Below are 23540 nucleotides of genomic sequence, written 5' to 3'. Positions count from 1 at the left end.
TGGTATAATTGTCTAATTTATAAGTAGGTATTGGAGGTAAATATATAAATAATTATTTTTATGAATGAATTAGCTATATAACATCGCTCATTTTTGGCATTTATATTTGGCGATGTTTCTCACTTTAAACTTCCCAAGTTATAAGACTGTTGCTTTGAAGGCTTGGTTGTTTCTGTCTTAGCAATAAAAAACCTACTAGGCAATCTCTACTCCCGATTTTGTTTCATCTTTCGCAACTTCCTGTTGCTCAATCTTATCTTAACATCCAGCTTTTTATCCTTATCTTTTTCTTCGGTTTTATCCTGTAATAATTGCACGTAAAATTTGGCACCAGCATCTTCGTATGTGGTTTTTTTAGGTAACGTTAATCCATCATTGCTTTTTAGGTTTTTCCATGGTAAAGAAAGCCAAATATTAATATATTCATCAAACTTAAATCGACCTTCTGCAAATAAATGAATAGCCGAGGATTGGATCTCGGTTCTTGGAATAATAAGTTCACCATTAACGATTTCAAAAGTTTGAATAATAGGTCTAAAAGATAATTTCTCAAACCGTTCGTCTTTCATCAGAAACGAATTTTCCATCACAGGTGTGTAATTATACAGTTCAAAATCCGATAATTCAAAATGCATTCTGCCATTCAGGGAATTCATGTTCAGGCCGCCATCATTTTTTAATTCGCCAGTTGCATCGATATTAATATTAAGATGACCCGCAATCTTATCCGTGTTTTTTAAAGCCTCATCATTAAAATAATCGAATCTTGTTACCAATTCGTGCAAGTCAATAGCATTTGCGTTCATCACAATATTTACAGGAATATTGGTTTCATTGGTCATTCCGAAATCAATATTCATTGTTAGCGAGCCACCATAAAAATTAAGGTGTGTATCTTTAATTTTAAAATTTCCACTGTTGTCAAACAAAAGATCCAAACCAAAATCGGTTAAATCCAAGTCCTCGTGTCTTAATGTGTCAATGGTAACGTTTACCTTTGGATAAAAAGAAGTGTTGATCCCAACCAAGGCCTCCCTGAATTTTTGCAGGTTCGGTTCTTTGTCTTTTGTTTTTTCTGTTTTGGAAGCTGAATTCGCTAAAAATTCTTTAATATCCAATGAATTTAAATAGGGTGAATAAATAGAGAAATACGAGCTACGAAGTTTGCCATCTTGTGTATTATCGATGAAATTGGAAAATTGATTAATTGAACCCGAAAAATATACCGAACTCTTACCTGGTAAATCGATATCGAGCCTTTTGAGCCTGGCAACGTCGTTATCGATTTCCAAATGTAAACTATCCACAGGGATTTGCAGTGCAGCCGTTTTATAATCGACGAGTGAATGGCTAATTTTTAAATCACCAAAACCTGTGGATTTCAAAATGTTAAGATTTTCAGACTGTGCTTTATATCGTCCTTTAAATTCAAAATCACCAGTTTTAAATATGAAGTTTCTAGTATTAAAATAGGCATTCAAATCTTCGGATTTACCTTTTACATCTACCAAAAAATCCAAGTGAAAGGGATTCTGGTTCAACGAATCCAGTTGGTTGGTATGTGCATTGACTTCACCGCTAATATTAGCCGTTGTTTGTTTATATTTAAGTTTTAGATTGTTCAGTTTTAAGATGGAATCATTTTCAAAATAGACCAATGCTTCTACGTTTTCCGTAATTAAATCCTTGTATTTGAGCGTGTCAATTTCCAATTCAATTTTAGGATTGAATTTATTAACATCCTTAAAAACTTGGTATAGATCCCTTTGTTTTTTGGAATGGTTTAATTTTTTTTCATCCTTTAGTGAACTTATGGTAGTCAACAATGTGTCGCCATTAATAAAGGGTGCAGAAATTTTTAAAAAAATTGAACCGGAATCTTTTACATTTTCCATCAAGAAACTTGGGAAATTCTCAATTTTTCCATTGAGTTTCATTGGGTAAACTTCTCCGATTTCTAAATTGAATTTCTTGAGCTGCATATCAGAATTATCAACAAAAAGGGCCAAAGAATCGATAGCAATGTCCATTTTTGCGGGTTCATAATGGAGCTTTGTGTTGAGCAAATTGAAATCACCTTGTGCCGAGTTAAGAATTTCATCAAAGTTCCGAACGTTGCCTTTTACATGTCCAGAAAACTGATAATTACCAGCATCGAATCTAAAAAGTTGAATGTCAAACAGGTTCTGAAATACAGTAATGTCTCCGTTAGACGTGGCGTCGGCATTAATATAAATGGCATCCCGTAAATTACTTTCGGGTTCTGGGACAACAACGCTTCCTTTTAAGTTGGTACGTGCATCTAAATAATTGAAATCAAAATTCCACAGTTGAATGGTTTTGGAATCCACTAAATCTATTTGGGATTTGTGATCATATATGGTCACATCGTTATAGGTTAATTCATCCACATTTATTTCGAAACTAGGATGGAATTGGGTATAGACAGCTTCTAAGATTTCATGTAGATTTTTTCGGTTATCAATATGTTTCCTGGATTTTGGCATGAATTTTTTCGACAACGCAATAAGGTCATTAATATTTAACTGTTCAGAATCGAATGAAATATTACTTGTGGTTGGGATTTCTGGATTTTTAGACAAAAGGCCAGAGATATTTTTAAGTTGGCCTTTAAGTACTAAATCCTCGCCATTTGGAAAGTTGATAATTAATTTTCGCAATGTGGAGTTTTCTCTATTCAATGCTAGGTCAATGGACTGGATTGGTAATTGTAATCCATTTTTTTTGAGAATAACCCGAGTGTCTTTTAATTTGAATTTGCCGGTCGCTTTATCAACAAATTGCCGAGTCGAGGGAATGTCTCCAGAAATAATAGCATTGAACCGAAACGTTCCACCTTGAAAATCAAAATTATCGGTTTCAATTAGTTTTGCCAATGCTTCATTGCTTCCGTTTAAATTAATATTGGCTTCTATAAAGTTCAGCGCTTCTGGTGTGCTCTGAAAGTAAGAATTATCAAGATCAACTTTAATATCATCCAAATTGGCTTTAAAATGATTAAATGTTATTTTTAAATCTTTGGCAGATTTTTTAGCGCTTTTCAAACTATCCGTTGTATAAATCTCATTGGTTAAGTGACCTTTGAAAGCTAAGTTTTTAAGCTGTATCTTTTCTTTAATAGTAACTGTATTGCTATCGGTAGAAAAATCGACTTCAATATTGGGATTACTGCCATAAGCGAAGTTTCCAAAGAGATGCAGATTGGTTTCGATGGGTTTTTCTATATCGTATTTTTCTATTTTTGTAACGATATTATCTGACAATAAGCCTTTGAGAGCATTAAAATCAGTGTTTGAATTTTGAAGTTTAAAATCATATTGATTGCCATCCACCAAGTCAAAACTTGCAATTAAGTTAAAATTCTGTTCATCGACTTTAAATAAAAATTCGGGTACCGAAATGATATCTTTTTCTAAATTTATTGTAAAATCAGGCTGTCCTGAAACATGGGCTCCATTAAAATAAGTACCTTTTTTAGTGTTAAACCCTAATTCATTAACTGTTAAGTTCATGTTGAGGTTTCCATGGAGCTGGAGCGCATCTTTTTTATAAGATCCTTCAATTTTATGGATATCTAAGTCAAAATTCTTGTTTAGAATACTGTCTTTAGTAACGTATTTTACATTTTCCAACAAAAAAATGACACCATCCTCATGCAACCATTTCGGCATTTGTATGCCTTTCCGTTGCTTGTTTTCTTTGTCATATTTTAATAGCTCGTGGTAAGCTAAAGACTTTTCAGAAATGACTTCCGAAGCGATGACGGCATTTTTAATCGTTATATTTTCAAACTTAATATTACCGCGTAACAGATTACCTGCGCCAATAACTATTTTGGCTTCTTCGATTTCAATATTGGAGAATTTATCTGAAATTGAATCAGTATTGGAATGTTTGATGTCTTTCAAAGTGAACCCGACGTTTGGAAAACCGCTTATAAAACTAGCATTCACTTCGCCTATAGTTAACGTCCCAGAATTGTTTTCGAGATACCAATCTTGCAATACGTCAATAATGGTGTCTCTGTTGAGCCAACCTATGGTAAATAGCGTCGTTGGGACTAAAACAATAATCAAAACCGTAACAATTATCCGCTTCCTCCATTTTTGGGAAGTCGTTTTTTTGTGTTTGGGTTTAGGGGTTTCCAACGTAGAATTTTACGGGAAATTAAGAAGAATTTTTGAATTGAAAATGTAACGGGCTAAATACTTTAATATGTGGAAAGTTGAATTTGTACATACGCTTTAATATACTAAGTGAAGCTTTTGTGATTTTCGTCCTAGACTTGAAGCACTTAAATTTGGTTTTGCTGACTTCATCAAAACCAAGTGCTGTTGGAACTATAAGCGTAAATTAAAGTCCCTTCAAGTTTTCCGACTTTTTTATCGAAACACTTGAAGGGACATTTGAGTAAATTTTGAAACTACAACGTTATTTAGAGCTTATTCGTTTGACGGATAGTAGCTCAGTTCTGGTCGAATAGTGGCTTCTACTTTATCATACTTAGTGGCTAATTTTATGACCTCCCAAAGTGCAGCTTCTTGCTCATTTCCTAAAAGCTTCTTGTTTTCTTCTCCTCCTTTTTCTATTTCTAGTCCATCTGTTCCTGCTATGGCCACCATAAAATAGTTTTCATCACTGCCAAAGCCACTTTTATAAACTTCGTATCCAGCCTTTGAATCTTTTGTTTTGTACATATCCTTTACTTTGCCCAAAGCATCACGCATTTCTGCTTCATTTTTAGGAGCGTAATATAGAAAATGGTATTCTCTGTGATTTTTATCTTTTGTACTATAGCCTTCTGGTATAAATGAAAGTTTAGGTACATAATGTATTATGGCATCGCTATGGGAGTCATAGCATTCGTCCATGTCATCAAACATTTTTCCCATTTTTTCTTTTCCCATTTTTTGGGCTAAACCTTGCATAGGATTTGTGTCTAAATCAGCCATGTTCTTAATAGGTGAAACATAGACATAACGGCCGTCTTCAACAGAGATAGTGGTCCAGCTCATATCCTTCATGTCATTTTCTTCGCAACTTTGTTTAAACTTTAGAGCGATTTCTTCGTACTTGGGCATCATTTCAAATTTCACATTGTCTGTGTGTACCACAAACATGGTTGGTTGCTCGTCTTGAGCATTTGAGAAATTGAAAGCAAATAATGCAATGGATAGGATTAAAATCCCTTTTTTTAAAATTTTCATAATTGTTTGGTTTTAATTAATAGCTTTAACCATAACAATCATAGAATAAGACGTAGAAATAATAACAGAATATTCTGTCAAGGCTTATAAATGTAGTAAAAATATTTAATTCAGAATTCAGCTACAAAACTGATAATCAATTAATTTTGAAAAAAACTAAACGCATTTCCTCCATAACTTTTAGAATGGGAATAGTTTTCTAAATAACTTAAGTCGGTATGTTTCGAATGTTCCACAATCAATAACCCTTCATCTTCTAATTGTCCATTTTCAAATATCAATTCTGGAATTTTAGAAAACGCTTCAACATCGAAATCGTAAGGCGGATCAGCGAATATGATTGTATGTTTTTGATTTGATTTTTCTAAAAACTTAAACACATCACTTTTGATAGTATTGATAGGCATTTCAAAAGCTTCAGCAGTTTCATTGATGAATTTTATACAGCCATAATTAGCATCCACAGCAGTAATTTGTTCTGTGCCTCTCGATGCAAACTCATAGCTGATGTTACCTGTGCCAGAGAACAAATCCAAAACCGAGATATCATCAAAATAGTACTGATTGTTCAAGATATTGAACAACGCTTCTTTCGCCATATCTGTTGTTGGCCTCACGGGTAATTTTTTAGGAGCTGTAATTCGTCTGCCTTTATACAATCCAGAGATAATACGCATTAAAAGGAATTTAAAATTAAATAGTGTTGGTGTAAGTGGCTTGGGGCCGTTTCTGCAGTAATATCAAAACTATATTTTTTTTCAATAAAACTTACATGTCTCACGTACATGTAAAGAATCTTAAAGAGTTCATCATCATTGTCTATTTGTCCACTCAATTCGACTGCAGTAGTTTCAACATCTAAATTTAATTGCTCAAATACGAATAGAACATAATAGGTAAAATCTTCTTTACTATGGTATTCAAATACATTAAAGAGCTGCAGTTTGCCATTTTTTATGACCAACAATTCAATGGTGCTTTTATTGACATGAATGTGAATAATTGGCGCTTCTTTGGTTTCAGTATGTTGTAAAAGCGAATCAATAAGGATGCTAGATGAATGTTTATACACAAACTCACCAAAGGTGTCAAAAATATAATTATTGATATTTACATAGGGCACATAAACATTCACGCTTTTATTTACAGGAATTTCATCTTCCGTAATAAAATCGTTACCCAGAATTTTTGAGTTAAATTTCAAATAATCAACTTTATGTGCTGCATCATATAATTGTTCTGGCACTAAGGTTGCCAATTCATTTTGGTGAATCACTAAAACAGCATTGAAATCTTGAGAAAAAACGGTATTACTGCTTAGCTCTGTTTTTAAACGATTGAGAACTTCAACAGGATTAAGTTTTTGCTCAAAGGCAATGGATTTGAGAAATTCAATGGTATGGTTAGTTTTATTTAGAATACAAAAAGAAAGCCCATTCAAATTAATTTGAATGGACAGTTCTTTAATTACGTTTATTTTCAAACTATTCTTTATTTGTGTAGCTTTTTGGCCAGTTTCCTTTTGTGTATACTTCGTTCATGGAGCCCACGGTTAAAGCTGGTCCATTAACACCGTCCACAGAAACCACTTGCTTTTCTTTTTCGATTAAGTATTGCTCTTGGTCATCTAGAATAACTTCTTTATCCACACTTGCTTCAAATACAGCGAATTCATCTAGTCTACCAGCTTTCAAGGTAAATTTAGCACCTTCTTTACCGACACCTACATCCATCATGTTTTTATAACGATCACTACCATCAAATAATGAATCCTTAACGGAATAAAAACTTAAAGTGTCAATTAATGTGATTGTTTTCATGGTTTCAACTCCACCAAAAGCTTTTGTTCTTTCTTCGTCTAAGACCAACGTATCACGTCTCTGGGTAATTGGTACTTTTCCGTTTTCAACAAAGTTTATTAATTTATCAAAACTATCTGTGTAAGAGCCATTTACCTCCTTGTAAGCCAACTGAGAATCCCTGATGTCTATAAGACGATCAATAACCACCTTAAAACGTTTTTCTTTCAATTGGTTAAACTGTATTTCCTTGTAAATAGACATGTATGTAATGTAGCCTAAGAAAATGATCAATGCCCAAAGTACGATGTTAATAATAGGCTTTAATTTCTTTGGAACAAATTTATCTATTAACCACACAATTCCGAAGGTCAATATTATAATAACTACAATCGCTATAATTACATTCATGCTGTTTATTTATTAATTAAGTATTGATTAAGGTCTCTCGCAAATCTACAATTTTTTTTTGTTGGTTAAAACTATCTAAAATAAAATTAATTAAAAAACTATAACTTAATAAGAAAATCATCTATAAAAAATGAGAATAATGCTATCTTGCTTTCTAATTATTTTTATATGATTTCCAATGCTTCTGCATTCTATTCCTTATTAAAATCTAAGTTCCCATTTACACCAACCTCCAAGCAAGATATGGTGTTGATGCAATTGTCACAATTTATTTTTGATTCCAATAAAAATTCGATTTATTTATTGAAGGGTTATGCCGGAACCGGGAAAACAAGCATTATTGGTACCATAGTGTCAAATTTATGGCAAGCAAAAAAAAGTGCCGTCTTATTGGCTCCAACAGGAAGGGCCGCGAAAGTAATTTCAAATTATTCGAAAAAGGAGGCGTATACCATTCATAAGAAAATTTATTTTCCTAAAAAAGATAAAGGTGGTGGAGTTCGTTTTACAATGCAACCCAATAAACATCGTAACACAATTTTTATTGTAGACGAAGCATCAATGATTCCTGATACGCCTTCGGATTCAAAATCATTTGATGGCAGTTCTTTACTCGACGACTTAATGCAATATGTGTATTCCGGTCATGAATGTAAATTACTTTTAATTGGAGATAAAGCACAGTTACCACCTGTGAAATCGGATTTAAGTCCTGCGTTAGACGAAAATAAACTCAGTTTAAATTATAACAAAGATGTGATTGGGATTGAGTTGGATGAAGTCGTCCGACAAGAACAGGATTCAGGAATTTTGAGTAATGCTACAGAACTGCGAGCTGTTTTAGAATCTAATTTTTATGAGAGTTTCAAATTCAATTTGAATGGTTTTACCGACAGCGTCCGCTTAATTGATGGTTATGAAATAATGGATGCTATCAACGATGCTTATAGTGCGGATGGTTATGAGGAAACAGCCATTATTGTACGAAGTAACAAACGCGCTAATGCTTATAACCAACAAATTAGACAACGTATTCTATTTAATGAAACCGAATTGTCTGCAGGTGATTATTTAATGGTAGTTAAGAATAATTATTTCTGGATAAAACCAACAACAGAAGCTGGTTTTATTGCCAATGGCGACATTATTGAGGTGTTGGAGATTTTCAGTATCAAAGAGTTATACGGATTTAGATTTGCTGAAGTAAACGTAAAAATGGTAGATTATCCCAATATGAAACCTTTTGAAACCGTTTTGCTTTTAGACACCATAGATGTAGAAAGTGCTTCACTCAGTTACGAAGAATCCAACCGATTATACCAAGAAGTGTCTAAGGATTATGAAGAGGAACCGTCGAAATATAAGCGCTTTTTGGGTGTTAAGAACAATAAATTTTTTAATGCTTTACAAGTGAAGTTTTCTTATGCCATTACCTGCCATAAATCGCAAGGTGGACAATGGAATACTATTTTTGTGGAGCAACCGTATTTACCAAATGGAATGGATAGGGATTACATTCGTTGGTTGTACACGGCAATTACGAGGGCAAAGGAAAAACTCTATTTAATAGGGTTTAAGGATGAGATGTTTGTAGAGCAAGATTTGAATTGATTTAGACTATGACAGAAACAATTTTAAGTATTTTTCTCGGCATCGGACTTTCAGCATCCGTAGGTTTTAGAGTGTTCTTACCTTTATTTGCCTTGAGTTTAGCAGCCTATTTTGGCGTTTGGGAACTTAACGATTCTTGGTTGTGGATTGGCAGTACAACTGCGGTAATAACTTTAGGTATTGCAACGGTTGTAGAAATCATAGCTTATTACATTCCTATTGTTGATAATGCTTTGGATACCATTGCCATTCCGCTAGCCACTATTGCTGGAACAGCAGTAATGGTGTCAACGGTCGCAGATCTAAGTCCTGCTATCACTTGGGCTTTGGCCATTATTGCAGGTGGTGGAACTGCTGCAGCTGTGAAAAGTTCGGCGAGTGCAACCCGTTTGGGATCTACGGTTTCAACTGCTGGATTAGGTAATCCTGTGGTTTCCACAATTGAAACAGGAACATCAATCGTTATGTCCGTAGTCTCTATATTTTTACCAATATTGGCGATTGTTTTAGTGTTATTCCTATTGTACATGATTTACAAACTCTATAAAAAGTTACGACGAAATCGACCGAAATCATCTTAAAACCTTATTTTTGAAATTGAACTCATTTCAAATTTTGATTTCATCATATAAATCACCTAAATGAAAATTATATCCATGATTCCTGCACGTTATGGTGCATCAAGATTTCCCGGAAAATTGATGCAAGATTTAGCAGGAAAATCAGTCATTCTAAGAACTTATGAAGCTACAGTTGCCACTAATTTATTTAGTGAAGTTTATGTCGTAACCGATAGTGATATAATTTTTGATGAAATCGTAAATAATGGAGGAAAAGCCATTATGAGTATTAAAGAACATGAATCCGGAAGCGATAGGATTGCAGAGGCGGTAGCAAATGTCGATTGCGATATTGTCATCAATGTACAGGGCGATGAACCATTTACGGAGCGTGAAAGTTTAGCAAAAGTAATTAATGTTTTTAAAGATGACAAAGACAAAGAAATTGATTTGGCGTCGTTAATGGTTGAAATTAAGGATTGGGAAGAAATCAACAATTCAAATACCGTGAAAGTAATAGTGGACCAACAGAATTTTGCCTTGTATTTTTCCCGAAATGCAATTCCATTTCCAAGGGATAAAAATGTAGGTGCACGCTATTTTAAACACAAGGGGATTTATGCGTTTAGAAAACAGGCTTTATTGGATTTTACTGTTTTACCTATGCAATTTTTAGAAGCTTCGGAAAAAATTGAGTGCATCAGATATTTAGAATATGGGAAACGCATTAAAATGGTAGAAACCGCAATACAAGGTGTGGAAATTGACACACCAGAAGATTTGGAACGCGCAAAACGTTTGTGGAAATAACATCAAAAATAAGCGTAAGGACAACTCGCGAGTTGTTCACACTTAAGAATAGTTGTCAAAGAAAAAGAATAAAATTGAACAAAACATACGAAAACATAAAAGTAATAGGCTTCGATGCAGATGATACCCTTTGGGTCAATGAAACTTATTTCAGGGAAGCTGAAGAAGAAGCTGGACAGTTATTATCGCTTTACGAAACACCAAATAAAATAGATCAGGAACTTTTTAAAATGGAAATTAAAAATCTTCCAACCTATGGTTATGGTGTCAAAGGTTTTATTTTATCTATGGTTGAGTTGGCTTTAGAATTATCTAACGGTAAAGTGTCTAACGACGTTATTGCTCAAATGCTAAAAATCGGAAAAGACATGATCAATAAACCGATTGAGTTGTTGGATGGCGTAGAAGAAGTGCTTAAAGTATTGTCTAAGGATTATAGATTGATAGTAGCTACCAAAGGAGATTTATTGGACCAAGAACGAAAATTGGAAAAATCCGGCTTGTTAAAATATTTCCATCATATTGAAGTGTTAAGTGAGAAACACGATACTAATTATAAACAATTATTAAAGCGATTAGATATTGAACCAGAGGCTTTTTTAATGGTTGGAAACTCATTGAAATCCGATATTTTACCATTAATAAAAATTGGATCTGAAGCGATTCACGTGCCGTTTCACACCACATGGCAACATGAAACTGTGACCAAAAAAGAAGCTAATGGAATTAATTATGCCACGGTAACGAGTTTAACTGAAATTTTAGATTTTTTTAAATAGAAATTTTGAAAATTCTCAATCAACATACATGGAATAGACGGTCTCATTTTGAGTTTTTTAACACCTACGTAGATTCTTGTTTTGGAGTAAAATGGAAATTAGGAAAAAAAAATAGAAATGCCAATTCCTATAAGTATCAATCCGGCATTGGTAAATGGCATTTTGGTCTGTTTAATGATAAATTACAATTTCATTTAAATAAGTAGTAATTATAAACTAAGTTGTTATTTTTGTTAAAGATATAAAGTAAATGATATACAAAAATTATCCAATGGTGTCCCGAGTTATTTTTGGACGCGGAAGTTTCAATCAGCTCGATGAAATTCTCGCTTCAAAGCGCAAAGGACGTAATGCACCATTTATTTTTTATGTGGATGATGTCTTTAAGGGCAATCATTGGTTAACTTCGCGAATTACTCTGTCTTATAAGGATAAAATTATATATGTGCCAACGGTTGAAGAACCGAGAACTGAGCAAATAGACCAGTTAGTAGAAGATGTTATTCTAGAATATAGCGAATTGCCTTCTGGTATTATTGGTATTGGTGGAGGAATTGTTTTAGATGTCGCTAAAGCGGTGTCTTTGATGCTCACCAATAAAGGAGAATCGAAAGATTACCAAGGTTGGGATCTAATTAAGCATCCTGCGATTTACCATGTTGGTATTCCAACACTTTCTGGTACAGGAGCTGAAGTTTCACGAACTACAATTTTAACTGGTCCAGTACGTAAACTAGGCATAAATAGTGATTATACACCTTTTGATCAAGTGATTTTAGATCCAGAATTAACTAAAGATGTGCCAAAAGAACAATGGTTTTATACAGGCATGGATTGTTTTGTACATTGCGTAGAATCACTAAATGGTACATTTTTAAATGCGTTTAGTCAGAGTTACGGCGAGAAAGCCTTTGAACTTTGTAAAGAAATCTTCTTAAAAGATGTACTCACTAAAGAAGAGGCTCAAGATAAATTAATGATGGCCTCTTGGCATGGCGGTATGAGTATTGCTTATTCACAAGTCGGCGTAGCACATGCTATGAGTTATGGTTTGGGGTATCTTTTAGGAATAAAACACGGTATTGGTAATTGTATCGTTTTTGATCATTTGGAAGACTATTACCCAGAAGGCGTGGCTATTTTTAAGCAGATGAAAGCCAAACACAATATTGAATTACCACAAGGTATCTGTGCCGATTTAGAGGAAGACCAATTCGATAAGATGATTGATGTAGCTTTAAGCTTAGAACCGCTTTGGGAAAATGCCATTGGTAAAAACTGGAAAACCATTATGACAAGGCAAAAACTTCTGGAGCTTTATAAAAAAATGTAATTCCGAATTACATAATAAGCGTATTAAAAAAGTTCATTTTAAATATAATGAATGTCAAAAAGTTTGACTTAGTACTTTAAAAGTCATTCGAGATTAATAAACCTATAGTATTAGATGCGCTGGTTAGCTAAATTCATATATTTTAAATTATTGGGATGGAAAGTTGTCGGTAATACCAATTTTTCTAAAGACACGATTAAGAAAGCTGTAATTATAGCAGCACCACATACCAGTTGGAGTGATTTCTATATCTCGTTATTACTCAGGCGTGTTGTTGATTTGAAAACTAACTTTGTTGGAAAAAAAGAACTCTTTACTTGGCCTTTTGGTTACTACTTTAGAGCTGTAGGAGGAAAGGCTTTAGACAGAACACCTGGTCAAAATAAAGTAGAAACCATTGCTCAATTGTTTGAAGGTGAAGACGAATTTAGATTGGCACTATCGCCAGAAGGCACTAGAAAAAAAGTAGAAAAATGGAAAACGGGATTCTACTTTATCGCAAAAAAAGCCAAGGTTCCAATTATAATGTACACGTTCGATTTTAAAAATAAACAGAATAAAGTATCAGAGCCATTTTATCCTACAGATGATATGGAGGCTGATTTCGAATTTATGAGATCATTTTATAAAGGTGTAGAAGGCAAGGTAAAAGCCTACAGTTAAAATTTATAACAAATTAATTTTTGGCACGAGATTTGAAGTATAAATAACACAATGAAACATAAAGTAAACGTAAGTCCCTAAAAAGAAACATTGTCCCTGAAAAAGCTGTCTAATTAACTAGATAGCTTTTTTTTATTAATGAATTTGTCTAAAAGTGTATTTGTTTGACTCTGAAGTTTATTTTTAAAGAATGTCATACCACCAAAGAAAATCCCTTTTATTCCCATAGCCTGTTTTGCCCATATGTGTAAGTCAAATTCGTCAGTGTGGCGAATGATTAAGCCATCTTTAAATTCAAATGAAGCCTTTATGACGTTATGTACTTTCCGTCCAGTTCTACTAAAAGTATAAAAAGCTTCCCAATGGGCAGACCCAGTTTCGGCATTGGATTCGACATTTGAAAATTCAACTTTAAAATCTTTGCCTTTTTGGGATTCGCATAGCATGGTCCACATGGCTTTGGCGCGTTCGCCTTTTAAGGTTCCAAAGGCAGGATCTTTAAAAATCACATCATCATGATAACAAGCTAGCATGGATTTGTCGTCACAATTATTTAAGGCTGTGTAAAATTTTTCTATGAGTTTTTTCATGATTTTAAATTATATAAAACCTTTACTATTAAAATTACGTAAGTATAATGCTATTAATCTACATTCTATATAAGGAATGGGATTAAATTGCTATGAAAGTGAAAAGATCATCTTTAATTAGGTGGTCTTTTCTTATTTTAAAATTGCGCTAATGTGCCATAATATTATCTGGTATAACGCTTGAACTTATCTACTAATTTCTGCACATTGGAATATACAAATGCATTCGTTTTAGCATAATAAAACGACATAAAACAAACGACAGATAAAAAGAGTGAAGCACCAATGATGGCTTGCCAAGGTAGAAGTGTTTTTCCTATAAATTGCGTTAAACCAAGTCCTGTAAAACTGCCATAAATTATGATGAAGTGAATGACGTATATAGACAATGTTTTTTGTCCAATTCTAAGAATCAAAGGTTGTTTAATATAATTCTCGGCTAAATAAAAAAACGAAAATATTATGAATACATTTCCAAGTCTGGTAAACAAATAATTATAGTAAGCAACCTCTTTAAAAGTCGAAATATCCAACCAATAATACAGTTTCATAAATAACCAAGACGATGTAAAGGTTAATGCAATTCCGAAAACAAAAAAGCCAGAAACAATGGCCATTTTAAATTTCGGTCGTTCTACATAACGATAAAACAATGTCGAAATAAAAGCGCCAAAAGCCACATAGCCAAACCAAGGAATAATGGTAAAAATGGAACCATCAGTTTTAGATAAATAATTTGAAAATAAAACAGGAACTTTTGGTAATTCCAAATAGCGATATAAAGGTTCACTTATAAAAACAGTGAGTCCTAAAACCAACATTAAAATTGAAAATAGCAGTGTTTTTTTTAAAGTGAGTTTATAAATAACGACAACAATAATGAGCGATAAACCAATGCAATGCAAAACATCAATAACCAAAAAATAAGAATTGAATTCCCCTATTAACCATTGAAATATAGGCGCTCTTAGCAAGTAGCCAATGCCAATGAGCATTAAACCTCTTGTGAAACCTTTTCGCATACGTTGCTTTACATTTCCGCTACGTTTAGCCTTGATAAGTAAGTAAGAAAAGATGAGCCCAGAAATGGTAAAAAAAGTAGGCGCCGTTATACCTCTAAAATATTCCCAAATTTTAAAAACAGTATTTCTTTGATCTTTATAGGATGGATCGAGAAGTGTGTCTATAAAATGTCCTTGCAGCATCATTAAGATGGCAAATGCTCTTACGGCATCGATAAAATATAGACGATTGGGATTCAAGTCGGTTACTTTGGTTGTGTTGGTTTAAATATAACTCTAATATTTTAGAAAATATAAAAACGGGAAAAGTGCTATTTCGTTTTCTTTTTAAATTTTCTGGCTTTTACTAAGGGATTAAATTCCAAACACAAATCTAGCCAATAAGGCAAGTCGTTATCTGTATCAAAACCCTCAGGTGTTACAAAAATATAACCTTTTATTGCTCGGTCTGTGAAATCCATTGGTAAACATTCTGGTTTTTTTAATTCAGTTTCGTAAATAGCTTGTCCAATTCTAGCCATTATCAAGCTGTCTCCATAATTATTGTCGATATGAATTCCACAAAGCATTTTATGATCGACTTTTAAGTGTAATCCGCCCATCATTTTCATTTCGTCAAAATGTGTGCGTTTTTCTTTTAGTTGTTGTCTAATGCAGTCTGCTAGAAATTCAGCGTATGCCAAAACATGTAATCATGAAAGTGTAAAGATTAATGTGGGCTTAGTCTGACTCACTTACAGTATTCAAAAAATCAACCAAATGGACGACCGCTTTCCCGCGATGTCCGATTTTATTTTTTTCTTCCAAAGTAATTTCGGCAAAAGTTTTGTCATAACCCTCAGCTTTAAAAATAGGGTCATAACCAAAACCGCCTTTACCCTGTTTTTGGGTTGTAATTTCGCCTTTACAAATGCCTGTAAAGGTTTGGATTTCGCCATTGAGATGTAAGGCAATTACGGTTTTAAATCGCGCATTTCTGTTGGATTTATCTCTAAGTTCGGTGAGCAATTTATTGGTGTTGTCTTCAGCACTGCGTTGTGGTCCGGCATAACGTGCTGAGAACACGCCAGGTTCGCCATTTAAGGCTTCAACCTCTAAACCGGTATCATCGGCAAAGCAATCATAACCATAATGTTTTTTTAGATATTCGGCTTTTTGAATGGCATTCCCTTCAATAGTGTTTTGTGTTTCAGGAATATCTTCAACCCAAGCAATATCCTTCAAACTTAAAAGTTTAATATGTGGTGGCAATATCGTTTGGACTTCTTCTAGTTTGTTTAAGTTATTGGTAGCGAAAACAAGTTGCATAATTTGTCGTTATAAAATGATTTTCAATGTAATTTTGTTTCACTTCTTTAAATTTTTAGTCAACTTAAAACGTTTAAATAAGTGCTTTGTAAAAATAGGAATCTAATACGTATCATTTGTCAAAACAAATTATTTTTCAAAAGGCTATATTCATCAAGGTTTTTCTGCTTCTAGGTATTTATTTCGCTTCCTCAACTATAAATGCACAAAATATTGATGATTTAGATGAATTGCTTATCGATAGGGATATAGAAAATTATTCCATACGTTTATTCACAAATTTTAAGGTTAATAAATTTAGTATTAAAAATGACGATTCTAAGGCAAGATTCGTCCCTAATAATAGACACGGCTTAGGACTGGGTTTTGCCAATAAGAAAGTTATTGTTGATATTGGATTCAACCTTAAAAATCCCAACAAAGAGGAAACAACGCGTTTTGACTTGCAAGGCACGACCATTTTAGAAGATCGGCATTTCGCCAATGTTTATCTTCAAACCTATAAAGGGTTTACCGCTAAAAATGATTTTGATGAACCTTTTGTTTTTAGAAGTGATGTACGCTCTGTGAGTTTCGGGTTTAATTATTTATTCACGTTAGACGATATTGAGTTTTCCTATGCACTTTTAAAAGCTGGTTTTTCAGAAGAACGCCATAAAGATATATTCATCACAGGTGGCTTAGGTGTTTTTGGTGGTTTCGATTACTTCTCTGCAAAGACAAGTATATTGTCTGAAAGTACAAATTCCTATTTCAATGAACAAGGAAATATAAAACGCTATCAAGGTGCTGCGCTTGGCGTTTTGGCTGGATTTATTTCTTATTTTAAACTGCCTGAAAATATTTCAGCGACCATCAACGTAATGCCTGGAGTTGGTCTAGTAAATAAGAAAATTACTTTAGAAGATGATAGTTATAGACCAGCGAATCCAATGCTTTATAAATTGGATTTTCTATTGGGATTGGGTTATAATTTCAATCAATTTTATGTCAGTCTAACTTATAGTAATGGCTTATATTCCACAGACCTGGATTATGATAATAAATACCGCTTAAATTTAACCAAGGCGAAATTGGCCGTTGGTTATAGGTTTAAGAGAAAGAATAAATAAAAGCCTTAATAGGTTGTGTTTTTAAGATTTTCAAAATTCTAGAAAATTAAAAATTTTATCAATTATTTATGATATTTATCAGTCAGAAAACTGACTTAAATCTTTATCTTAGACAAAAGAATTATTCATTTTAAATGCGATAGATTATGACAGTAAAATTTCAATACGTAAACATAGATACAAGTGAAACACTTTCGGCATTAACCGAAGAAAAATTAGAAAAGCTAGCCAATAAATTTGAGTTTTTGATTTCAGCCCAAGTTTATTTTAAACATGATGAAAAAGATCATGATGCGGGTAAAATATGTAATATAGAATTAAGCTTACCTGGACCTCGCATTTTTGCTACTTCAAACAAAAAAAATTACGAAATGGCAATGAATGAAACCATTAATGATTTAACGAGACAGCTTAAGAAACGTAAAGAGATTTATAAAACACATTAATAAAGTTCGACGTTTAATTTCAGAGGGTTTATAGTCTTTAGCGATGATGATAAGGTTCATTTCTAAGAATTGTAAACCCTCTGTACAATTGTTCAATAAAAAACAACCGAACCATTTGATGTGAAAATGTCATTTTGGACAATCCTAGTTTGCCATTCGCGCGGTTATAAACACTATCCGAAAATCCATAAGGACCACCAATTACAAAAATTAAGTTTTTGATACCAGAGTTCATATGTTTTTGCAAATAGCCTGAAAATGCAATGGAATCTAGTTGTTTTCCATTTTCATCGAGTAGAATTAGAACATCAGAGGTTTGGGTTTTTGCCAAGATAAGTTCGCCTTCTTTTTCTTTTTGTTGGGCTTCCGATAGGTTTTTGACCTTTTTCAAATCAGGAATCACATCAAATTCGAACTTAATATAGAAGCCAAGTCGTTTGGTGTAATCTGCAATTAAGGTTTGTAGATTTTTATTGTCGGTTTTGCCTATGGCTATAAGTTTTATATTCATTTTGCAAAATTACGATTTACGATTTACAATTTCAGATTTTTCCTAATCCCTAATCCCTAATCCCTAATCCCTAATCCATAATTCCTAATTCCTTCCTAATTCGTAATTCTAAAATCGTAAATCCTTAATCTATTTCCTATTTTTACACTAAATAAGTATTCAAATGATATCAAAAGTACAATTCGATAAAGAAATAGAATTAATTATCTCTAATGCTATACATGAAGATGTTGGCGATGGCGATCATAGTTCGTTGGCCTGCATTCCTGCTTCCGCTCAAGGAAAAGCGAAGTTATTGGTAAAGGACAAAGGTATTATTGCAGGTGTAGAATTTGCAAAACAAGTATTCGCTTTCGTGGATGACCATATGAAAGTCGAAACTTTAATAGAAGATGGTCAGAAAGTGAAACATGGAGATATTGTTTTTTATGTTGAAGGAGCATCGCAATCCATTCTTAAAGCCGAACGATTAGTTTTAAACGCTATGCAGCGTATGAGTGCTATCGCCACAAAAACCAGACAGTTTGTTGACTTATTGGAGGGTACTGGAACTAAAATTTTAGATACCAGAAAAACCACACCAGGCATTAGAGCTTTAGAAAAATGGGCCGTAAAAATTGGAGGTGGCGAAAACCACAGATTTGCTTTGTATGATATGATAATGCTAAAAGACAATCACATTGATTTTGCAGAAGGTGTGACAAAAGCTATTAACTTAACCAAGCAATATTTAAAGGATACCAACAGAAATCTAAAAATAATTGTTGAAGCCAGAAATCTCGAAGAAATCAAGGAAATCTTGGATTGTGGAGGTGTTTACAGAATCCTTATAGATAATTTTAATTATGAGGATACTCGTAAAGCGGTAAAGCTCATTGGAGACCAATGTTTAACTGAATCTTCTGGTGGAATTAACGAAACTACACTCAGAAAATATGCCGAATGTGGTGTCGATTATATTTCATCTGGTGCATTAACGCATTCAGTTTACAATATGGATTTGAGTTTAAAAGCCGTATAATTCTGAATTTAATGTTCAAAATTCAAAGTTGACGCTCTGACGCAAAACCTTGAATTTTAAATTTAAAACTTTAAACTAACGAATGAGTAAACTCATAGAAGATAAAGTAGATAAAATTCCGGTGCTTAATGTAATTATGCGTTTTTTTAAACAGATTAAATTGCCAGGATTTGAGGGTTTATCCATTTACGATTTGTTGGAACTTTACGTCATGGGCATTGTCAATGGTGCACTTACAACAAGGGCAAGTGCGATAGCTTTTAGTTTTTTTACCGCAATTTTTCCTTTTTTGTTGTTTGTCATTATTGTAATTCCTCATATTCCTATTGACGGATTTCAAATAGAATTTTTAAGTTTTTTAAGATCAATTTTACCACCACAAACTTCCGAATTTTTTATCGATAGTATTTTTCAAGATATGAGCAGTAACAGTAGTGGAGGGATAATCTCATCAGTGTTTTTACTATCTATTTTCTTGATGGCAAATGGTGTAAACGCCGTTTTTTCAGGTTTTGAAACCTCGTATCACAAACAATTATATCGAAATGTCTTTAAACAATATGGAATAGCACTTGGCGTGGCATTGATTTTAGCTTTTCTTCTATTGCTAACCGTTGCTGTTTTTGGCTATTTTCAGATTTATATTATTCAACCGCTTTATGAAAGCTTAAGCGGAAATGCATTTGCGGAAGATGATAAGGGATTGGGTTGGATAATCTTTGTAAAGTATTTGTTCTTCGTCATCATGGCTTATATAGCAACAGCAACTTTATATTATTTTGGAACTAAAGAAGGTAGGGAGTCCAAGTTTTTTTCTGTTGGAGCGTTGTTAACTACCTTACTCATTATGCTAACCTCGTTTTTGTTTGGTATTTATATCGAAAACTTTTCCCAATACAACGAGCTTTATGGATCTATCGGTGCCTTGTTGATTTTGTTGTTGTATCTATGGTTGAATTCCAATATTCTCTTATTAGGTTACGAGCTTAACGCCTCACTTCAGTTTTTAAGAAAGCATCCAAGAGCAAGAAAAGAAATTAAACAAAAAGATATTGAAGAGATTATTAAATAAAATGCTTCAAAAACTCATCTTTTCGCCTTACTGAAATTGGCACTTTCGCATCATTGGACATCAACACATAACTTTGTTTTCCTTTATAATATTTTTTCACATGATCGATATTAATAAGGTGCGATTTATGCGTTTTAAAGAATGCGTTTTCAGCCAATAAATCTTCGTAAAATTTTATCGGTTTAGAAACCATGGTTTTTCCATCCTTAGTAAAGATATGTGTATAACTAGTATCTGCCTCCAAATGAATAATGTCTACCACTTTTAAGGTTTCAAAGCCCGTTAATGACGGAATGGTAATCACTTTCTTTTGATTCGGTTTCAGATTTTCAAACAAATTTTGAAGTTGTTGCTCCATATTTTGTTTGGATAGGTTGTCTTTCAAACGTGAAACTGCAGCATCGAAATCGTCAGTATCTATGGGCTTTAATAAATAATCGAGAGCACTAAATTTGAAAGCTTTTATGGCGAAATTATCAAAAGCAGTTGTGAAGATTATTTTAAAATTAATTGATCCGATTTCCTGTAAAAAATCGAATCCTGTTTTATCATGAATCTTAATATCCAAGAACACTAATTCAGGCTGTAATTGTGGCACAAGGCGCAGCGCTTCATCTACATTGTCTATAACGGCAAGCACATTAAAAGTCTTTGGATGTCTTTCAATGAGACTCAAAACACGATCTGAACAATGGGTTTCGTCATCTATAATTATGGTTTTTATCATATTCATTTACCGAGAAATCGGGAATATTATTATTGAACTTAACTTGACATTTTCTGTTATCTGCGAAAATCAGCTAAATCAGCTCCATCTGTGTTCTGTTATTATTTAATTGTAATCTAATAAGCAAGTTGCATTGGTAATGAAACGTCTATGCGTGTACCTTCGGTTTTATCTGTAATTTCAACATTTCCGTTGGTGTTTTTTAATTTATTGATAATCTCAATTCTACTCTTGGTAATCGCCATTCCCATGGATTTACTTTCAGGATTATTTTTATTTGAAATTGAATTTTTTCGACCAACACCATTATCGTCGACACTACAAATCAACATGTTTTTTTCTGCCTTAAAAGAAATTTTCACTAAACCGAGTTCTTCTTTTCGTGACAAACCGTGAATGATGCTATTTTCAATAAAAGGTTGAAGAATCATTGGTGGTACCAAAATATTATCAGCATCTAAATCAGCTTCTATTTCAATAACATAATCGAATTTATAGTTGAAACGTTTGCGTTCAATATCCATATATGTTCTAAGAAGAGATATGTCCTCGCTTAATAGAATTTCTTTCTTTTCTGAGTTTTCTAGAGTAAGCCGCATCAATTTTGCAAATTTCCCCAAGTAGTCACTGGCCGATTGTGTATCGTTTTTTAAAATATAATCGCCGATGGAATTTAAAGAATTAAAGATAAAATGCGGATTCATTTGAGAGCGTAAGGCTTTTAATTCCGTATCTGAAACCTTTGCATTAAACTCAGCTTCCTTGGATTTTGAAACAGCATCTTGCTTACGGCGGTATAAAACGAAACTAATAATGGAAGCTAGGATAAGTCCAGAACCTCCAATGATTGAGGCGTTTTTAATCGATTTCTGGCGTTCAATCTCTACTTGCGAAATGGCACGATCCTTATCGGCTTCAAACTGAATCTCTTTTCTGGCAATTTCAAGTTTCCGATCTGCGTTAATCAAACTATCCCTTAATACTATATGTTTTTGATAGGTGAGTAAGGCATTTTTGTAATCTTTTTTTTGGGTGTAAATGTTGGCTAATGTTGCTAAAGCACTTTTTTCTGTGTTGAGGTTATTTAAGGATTCGTTAAGTTCTAAACTGCTGGTTGCGAAGTATTCTGCTTTTTCAATGTTGTTATTTATTAAATATATTTCTGCTGCATTTGTGTAAGCAGGAACTCGTAAACTTTCAATGTTATGCTGTTCTATTAAATCTAAACTTTCATTAATGCTTACCAAACCTTCTTCTATAAAACCAGCATTGGTCTGAACCAAGCCTAAATTCGTTTTAATGTTCGCTACATAGAGTAGTTGTTTATTTTGTTCAGAGCCAACAAGTGCTTTCTTATAATAGTAAATTGAGGAATCTAGTTTTTTTTGGTCTCCATAAGTGTTGGCGATGTAAAACTGTGTCATGTATTTCTTATTATTTTCTGGGTACTTTAATAAGGATTTAAAACTTTTCAAGGCTTTTTCATATTCTTGTTGCTCTAAATGAATGAGTCCAATGTTGGTAAGAATAGCAATCACATAGGTATTGAATTTGGGGTATTTATCAAAAATCGCATAACTTTTCTGATAATAATCGAGACCTCCTAATGGGTCAGACAAAAAATAGTGATGAATAATGCCTAAATTGTTATAAGATATAGCAATTCCCTTTGGATAATTTAGTTGTTTAGAAATATCTAATGTTTTATTGACATAAGCTGCCCATGTTGTATCAGCAGGTGTTAAAAACATTTTTCTTGCCGTAAACTTTATTCTTAAGTTCACATAAGTAGTATCCTCTTTTGTATATGTATTGATGACATTTTCTAGAGAATCGAGCATCTTGTTTTGCGAAAAACAAAATATAGAAATAGTTAAAAAGAAGAGGGTTAAGAATCTTTTCATTAATGAAATAAAATTAATAGCTGGTTTAAAAATAGTAATTAAAATCAAAAACGAGCTACAATTGTTACGTTAATACATTCAAAATCAACGTTAATAAATTGGCTATAGTTTTTGTTTAGAATAAGTTGTTGATTTATGTAAAATTAATCAGGATGGTTAATTGCAATTCTTAAAGCAGGCTTTATGAAAACTAAAAATCCTATTTACCGCAAATCAATATTAGCCATTTTTATACTATTCCTATTTTCTACAGGCAGTTGGTCACAAGAAAATCGTATTAAACCACCAAAACGAAAATCTAAAATTACAAGCGTCGATAATTTTGTAAAACATTCATTTGAGTTGTACCACAAAGTTTTTGTTTATGATAGTTTATCTAGGGCAGGAGTTGAAGTGCCAGCTGAAATAGAAGATGAGTTAATGGAACGTGCAGAAAGAGATGTGGATAGCCTTTGGCAAGAAGTGCCAGATATTGCAGATGATATCAGCGATGCGCCTTTTATGAGACAAGCCAAAGCGACGCTCAACCTAAACAAGTCGAAAAAAGCATTGAAATTCTGCATGCTTTCCGTAAAAGCCTATTTCGCAGGCACCGAGGAAGACGAAGAATAATTGCAATGATTTTAAATCCAA

The 23540-nt window shown here is 33.2% G+C and carries 24 protein-coding genes; 12 read left to right on the top strand and 12 right to left on the bottom strand.

Features of this window, described 5'->3' with window-relative positions:
• Window positions 1-206: 206 nt before the first annotated feature.
• The 5 genes from HM990_RS11530 to HM990_RS11510 all read right to left on the bottom strand — a co-directional run bounded on the left by HM990_RS11530 (window position 207) and on the right by HM990_RS11510 (window position 7438).
• Window positions 207-4169, bottom strand: coding sequence for an AsmA family protein (locus tag HM990_RS11530; RefSeq protein WP_178989081.1), 3963 nt, complete (start codon window positions 4167-4169; stop codon window positions 207-209).
• A 294-nt stretch (window positions 4170-4463) separates the two neighbouring features.
• Window positions 4464-5228 (bottom strand): hypothetical protein, encoded by a 765-nt coding sequence (locus tag HM990_RS11525; RefSeq protein WP_178989080.1) that lies wholly within the window; start codon window positions 5226-5228, stop codon window positions 4464-4466.
• A gap of 140 nt (window positions 5229-5368) precedes the next feature.
• Window positions 5369-5905: a 16S rRNA (guanine(966)-N(2))-methyltransferase RsmD gene (gene rsmD, locus HM990_RS11520; RefSeq protein WP_178989079.1), complete on the bottom strand. Its 537-nt coding sequence runs from the start codon at window positions 5903-5905 to the stop codon at window positions 5369-5371.
• Window positions 5905-6711: a DUF3822 family protein gene (locus HM990_RS11515; protein WP_178989078.1), complete on the bottom strand. Its 807-nt coding sequence runs from the start codon at window positions 6709-6711 to the stop codon at window positions 5905-5907. The genes rsmD and HM990_RS11515 overlap by 1 nt, the downstream gene beginning before the upstream one ends.
• Before the next feature lies 1 nt (window position 6712).
• Window positions 6713-7438, bottom strand: coding sequence for a hypothetical protein (locus tag HM990_RS11510; RefSeq protein ID WP_178989077.1), 726 nt, complete (start codon window positions 7436-7438; stop codon window positions 6713-6715).
• A 168-nt stretch (window positions 7439-7606) separates the two neighbouring features.
• Between HM990_RS11510 and HM990_RS11505 the strand changes: the two genes are divergently transcribed.
• The 7 genes from HM990_RS11505 to HM990_RS11475 all read left to right on the top strand — a co-directional run bounded on the left by HM990_RS11505 (window position 7607) and on the right by HM990_RS11475 (window position 13194).
• The gene (locus HM990_RS11505; protein ID WP_178989076.1) at window positions 7607-9049 is read left to right on the top strand and encodes an ATP-dependent DNA helicase; all 1443 of its coding nucleotides are present in this window, start codon (window positions 7607-7609) and stop codon (window positions 9047-9049) included.
• An 8-nt stretch (window positions 9050-9057) separates the two neighbouring features.
• Window positions 9058-9630, top strand: a complete 573-nt coding sequence (locus tag HM990_RS11500) for a DUF4126 domain-containing protein (protein WP_178989075.1) — start codon at window positions 9058-9060, stop codon at window positions 9628-9630.
• Window positions 9631-9690: 60 nt separating this feature from the next.
• The gene (gene kdsB, locus HM990_RS11495; RefSeq protein ID WP_229719253.1) at window positions 9691-10419 is read left to right on the top strand and encodes a 3-deoxy-manno-octulosonate cytidylyltransferase; all 729 of its coding nucleotides are present in this window, start codon (window positions 9691-9693) and stop codon (window positions 10417-10419) included.
• A 74-nt stretch (window positions 10420-10493) separates the two neighbouring features.
• Window positions 10494-11198, top strand: coding sequence for an HAD family hydrolase (locus tag HM990_RS11490; protein WP_178989074.1), 705 nt, complete (start codon window positions 10494-10496; stop codon window positions 11196-11198).
• Between the two features lie 5 nt (window positions 11199-11203).
• Window positions 11204-11404: a hypothetical protein gene (locus tag HM990_RS11485; protein ID WP_178989073.1), complete on the top strand. Its 201-nt coding sequence runs from the start codon at window positions 11204-11206 to the stop codon at window positions 11402-11404.
• 44 nt (window positions 11405-11448) lie between these two features.
• Complete coding sequence (locus HM990_RS11480; RefSeq protein WP_178989072.1) at window positions 11449-12531, top strand: iron-containing alcohol dehydrogenase family protein; 1083 nt, start codon at window positions 11449-11451, stop codon at window positions 12529-12531.
• A 114-nt stretch (window positions 12532-12645) separates the two neighbouring features.
• Window positions 12646-13194: a 1-acyl-sn-glycerol-3-phosphate acyltransferase gene (locus tag HM990_RS11475; protein ID WP_178989071.1), complete on the top strand. Its 549-nt coding sequence runs from the start codon at window positions 12646-12648 to the stop codon at window positions 13192-13194.
• A gap of 113 nt (window positions 13195-13307) precedes the next feature.
• On the opposite strand, the gene HM990_RS11470 is transcribed toward HM990_RS11475, so the two are convergent.
• The 4 genes from HM990_RS11470 to HM990_RS11455 all read right to left on the bottom strand — a co-directional run bounded on the left by HM990_RS11470 (window position 13308) and on the right by HM990_RS11455 (window position 16114).
• Complete coding sequence (locus HM990_RS11470; protein ID WP_178989070.1) at window positions 13308-13784, bottom strand: nuclear transport factor 2 family protein; 477 nt, start codon at window positions 13782-13784, stop codon at window positions 13308-13310.
• A 164-nt stretch (window positions 13785-13948) separates the two neighbouring features.
• Complete coding sequence (locus HM990_RS11465; RefSeq protein ID WP_178989069.1) at window positions 13949-15046, bottom strand: heparan-alpha-glucosaminide N-acetyltransferase domain-containing protein; 1098 nt, start codon at window positions 15044-15046, stop codon at window positions 13949-13951.
• 71 nt (window positions 15047-15117) lie between these two features.
• Complete coding sequence (locus HM990_RS11460; RefSeq protein WP_178989068.1) at window positions 15118-15489, bottom strand: RNA methyltransferase; 372 nt, start codon at window positions 15487-15489, stop codon at window positions 15118-15120.
• A gap of 37 nt (window positions 15490-15526) precedes the next feature.
• Window positions 15527-16114, bottom strand: coding sequence for a non-canonical purine NTP diphosphatase (locus HM990_RS11455; protein WP_178989067.1), 588 nt, complete (start codon window positions 16112-16114; stop codon window positions 15527-15529).
• Between the two features lie 116 nt (window positions 16115-16230).
• Here HM990_RS11455 and HM990_RS11450 point away from each other — a divergent pair, with 116 nt between their 5' ends.
• On the top strand, window positions 16231-17226 hold the full coding sequence (locus tag HM990_RS11450) for a DUF4421 family protein (RefSeq protein ID WP_229719252.1): 996 nt from the start codon (window positions 16231-16233) through the stop codon (window positions 17224-17226).
• A 146-nt stretch (window positions 17227-17372) separates the two neighbouring features.
• The gene (locus HM990_RS11445; RefSeq protein WP_178989066.1) at window positions 17373-17672 is read left to right on the top strand and encodes an HPF/RaiA family ribosome-associated protein; all 300 of its coding nucleotides are present in this window, start codon (window positions 17373-17375) and stop codon (window positions 17670-17672) included.
• A 37-nt stretch (window positions 17673-17709) separates the two neighbouring features.
• Here the strand turns inward: HM990_RS11445 and rlmH are convergent, their stop codons facing one another.
• Window positions 17710-18183 (bottom strand): 23S rRNA (pseudouridine(1915)-N(3))-methyltransferase RlmH, encoded by a 474-nt coding sequence (gene rlmH / locus HM990_RS11440; RefSeq protein ID WP_178989065.1) that lies wholly within the window; start codon window positions 18181-18183, stop codon window positions 17710-17712.
• 163 nt (window positions 18184-18346) lie between these two features.
• Between rlmH and nadC the strand changes: the two genes are divergently transcribed.
• Together nadC and HM990_RS11430 are read left to right on the top strand one after the other, a co-directional pair.
• Window positions 18347-19204 (top strand): carboxylating nicotinate-nucleotide diphosphorylase, encoded by an 858-nt coding sequence (gene nadC / locus HM990_RS11435; RefSeq protein WP_178989064.1) that lies wholly within the window; start codon window positions 18347-18349, stop codon window positions 19202-19204.
• A gap of 82 nt (window positions 19205-19286) precedes the next feature.
• Complete coding sequence (locus HM990_RS11430; protein WP_178989063.1) at window positions 19287-20276, top strand: YihY/virulence factor BrkB family protein; 990 nt, start codon at window positions 19287-19289, stop codon at window positions 20274-20276.
• On the opposite strand, the gene HM990_RS11425 is transcribed toward HM990_RS11430, so the two are convergent.
• Together HM990_RS11425 and HM990_RS11420 are read right to left on the bottom strand one after the other, a co-directional pair.
• Complete coding sequence (locus tag HM990_RS11425) at window positions 20269-21003, bottom strand: LytR/AlgR family response regulator transcription factor (RefSeq protein WP_178989062.1); 735 nt, start codon at window positions 21001-21003, stop codon at window positions 20269-20271. The genes HM990_RS11430 and HM990_RS11425 overlap by 8 nt on opposite strands.
• A gap of 116 nt (window positions 21004-21119) precedes the next feature.
• Window positions 21120-22844 (bottom strand): tetratricopeptide repeat-containing sensor histidine kinase, encoded by a 1725-nt coding sequence (locus HM990_RS11420; RefSeq protein WP_178989061.1) that lies wholly within the window; start codon window positions 22842-22844, stop codon window positions 21120-21122.
• A gap of 246 nt (window positions 22845-23090) precedes the next feature.
• Between HM990_RS11420 and HM990_RS11415 the strand changes: the two genes are divergently transcribed.
• Entirely contained in the window at window positions 23091-23519 is a 429-nt protein-coding gene (locus HM990_RS11415) for a hypothetical protein (RefSeq protein ID WP_178989060.1), read from the top strand.
• The last annotated feature ends 21 nt before the right edge of the window (window positions 23520-23540 follow it).

This window comes from Winogradskyella schleiferi, from assembly GCF_013394655.1.
GTDB classification, from domain to species: Bacteria; Bacteroidota; Bacteroidia; order Flavobacteriales; family Flavobacteriaceae; genus Winogradskyella; species Winogradskyella schleiferi.
Note: the sequence above shows the minus strand (reverse complement) of the source record. Positions and strands in the feature narration are given on the sequence as shown.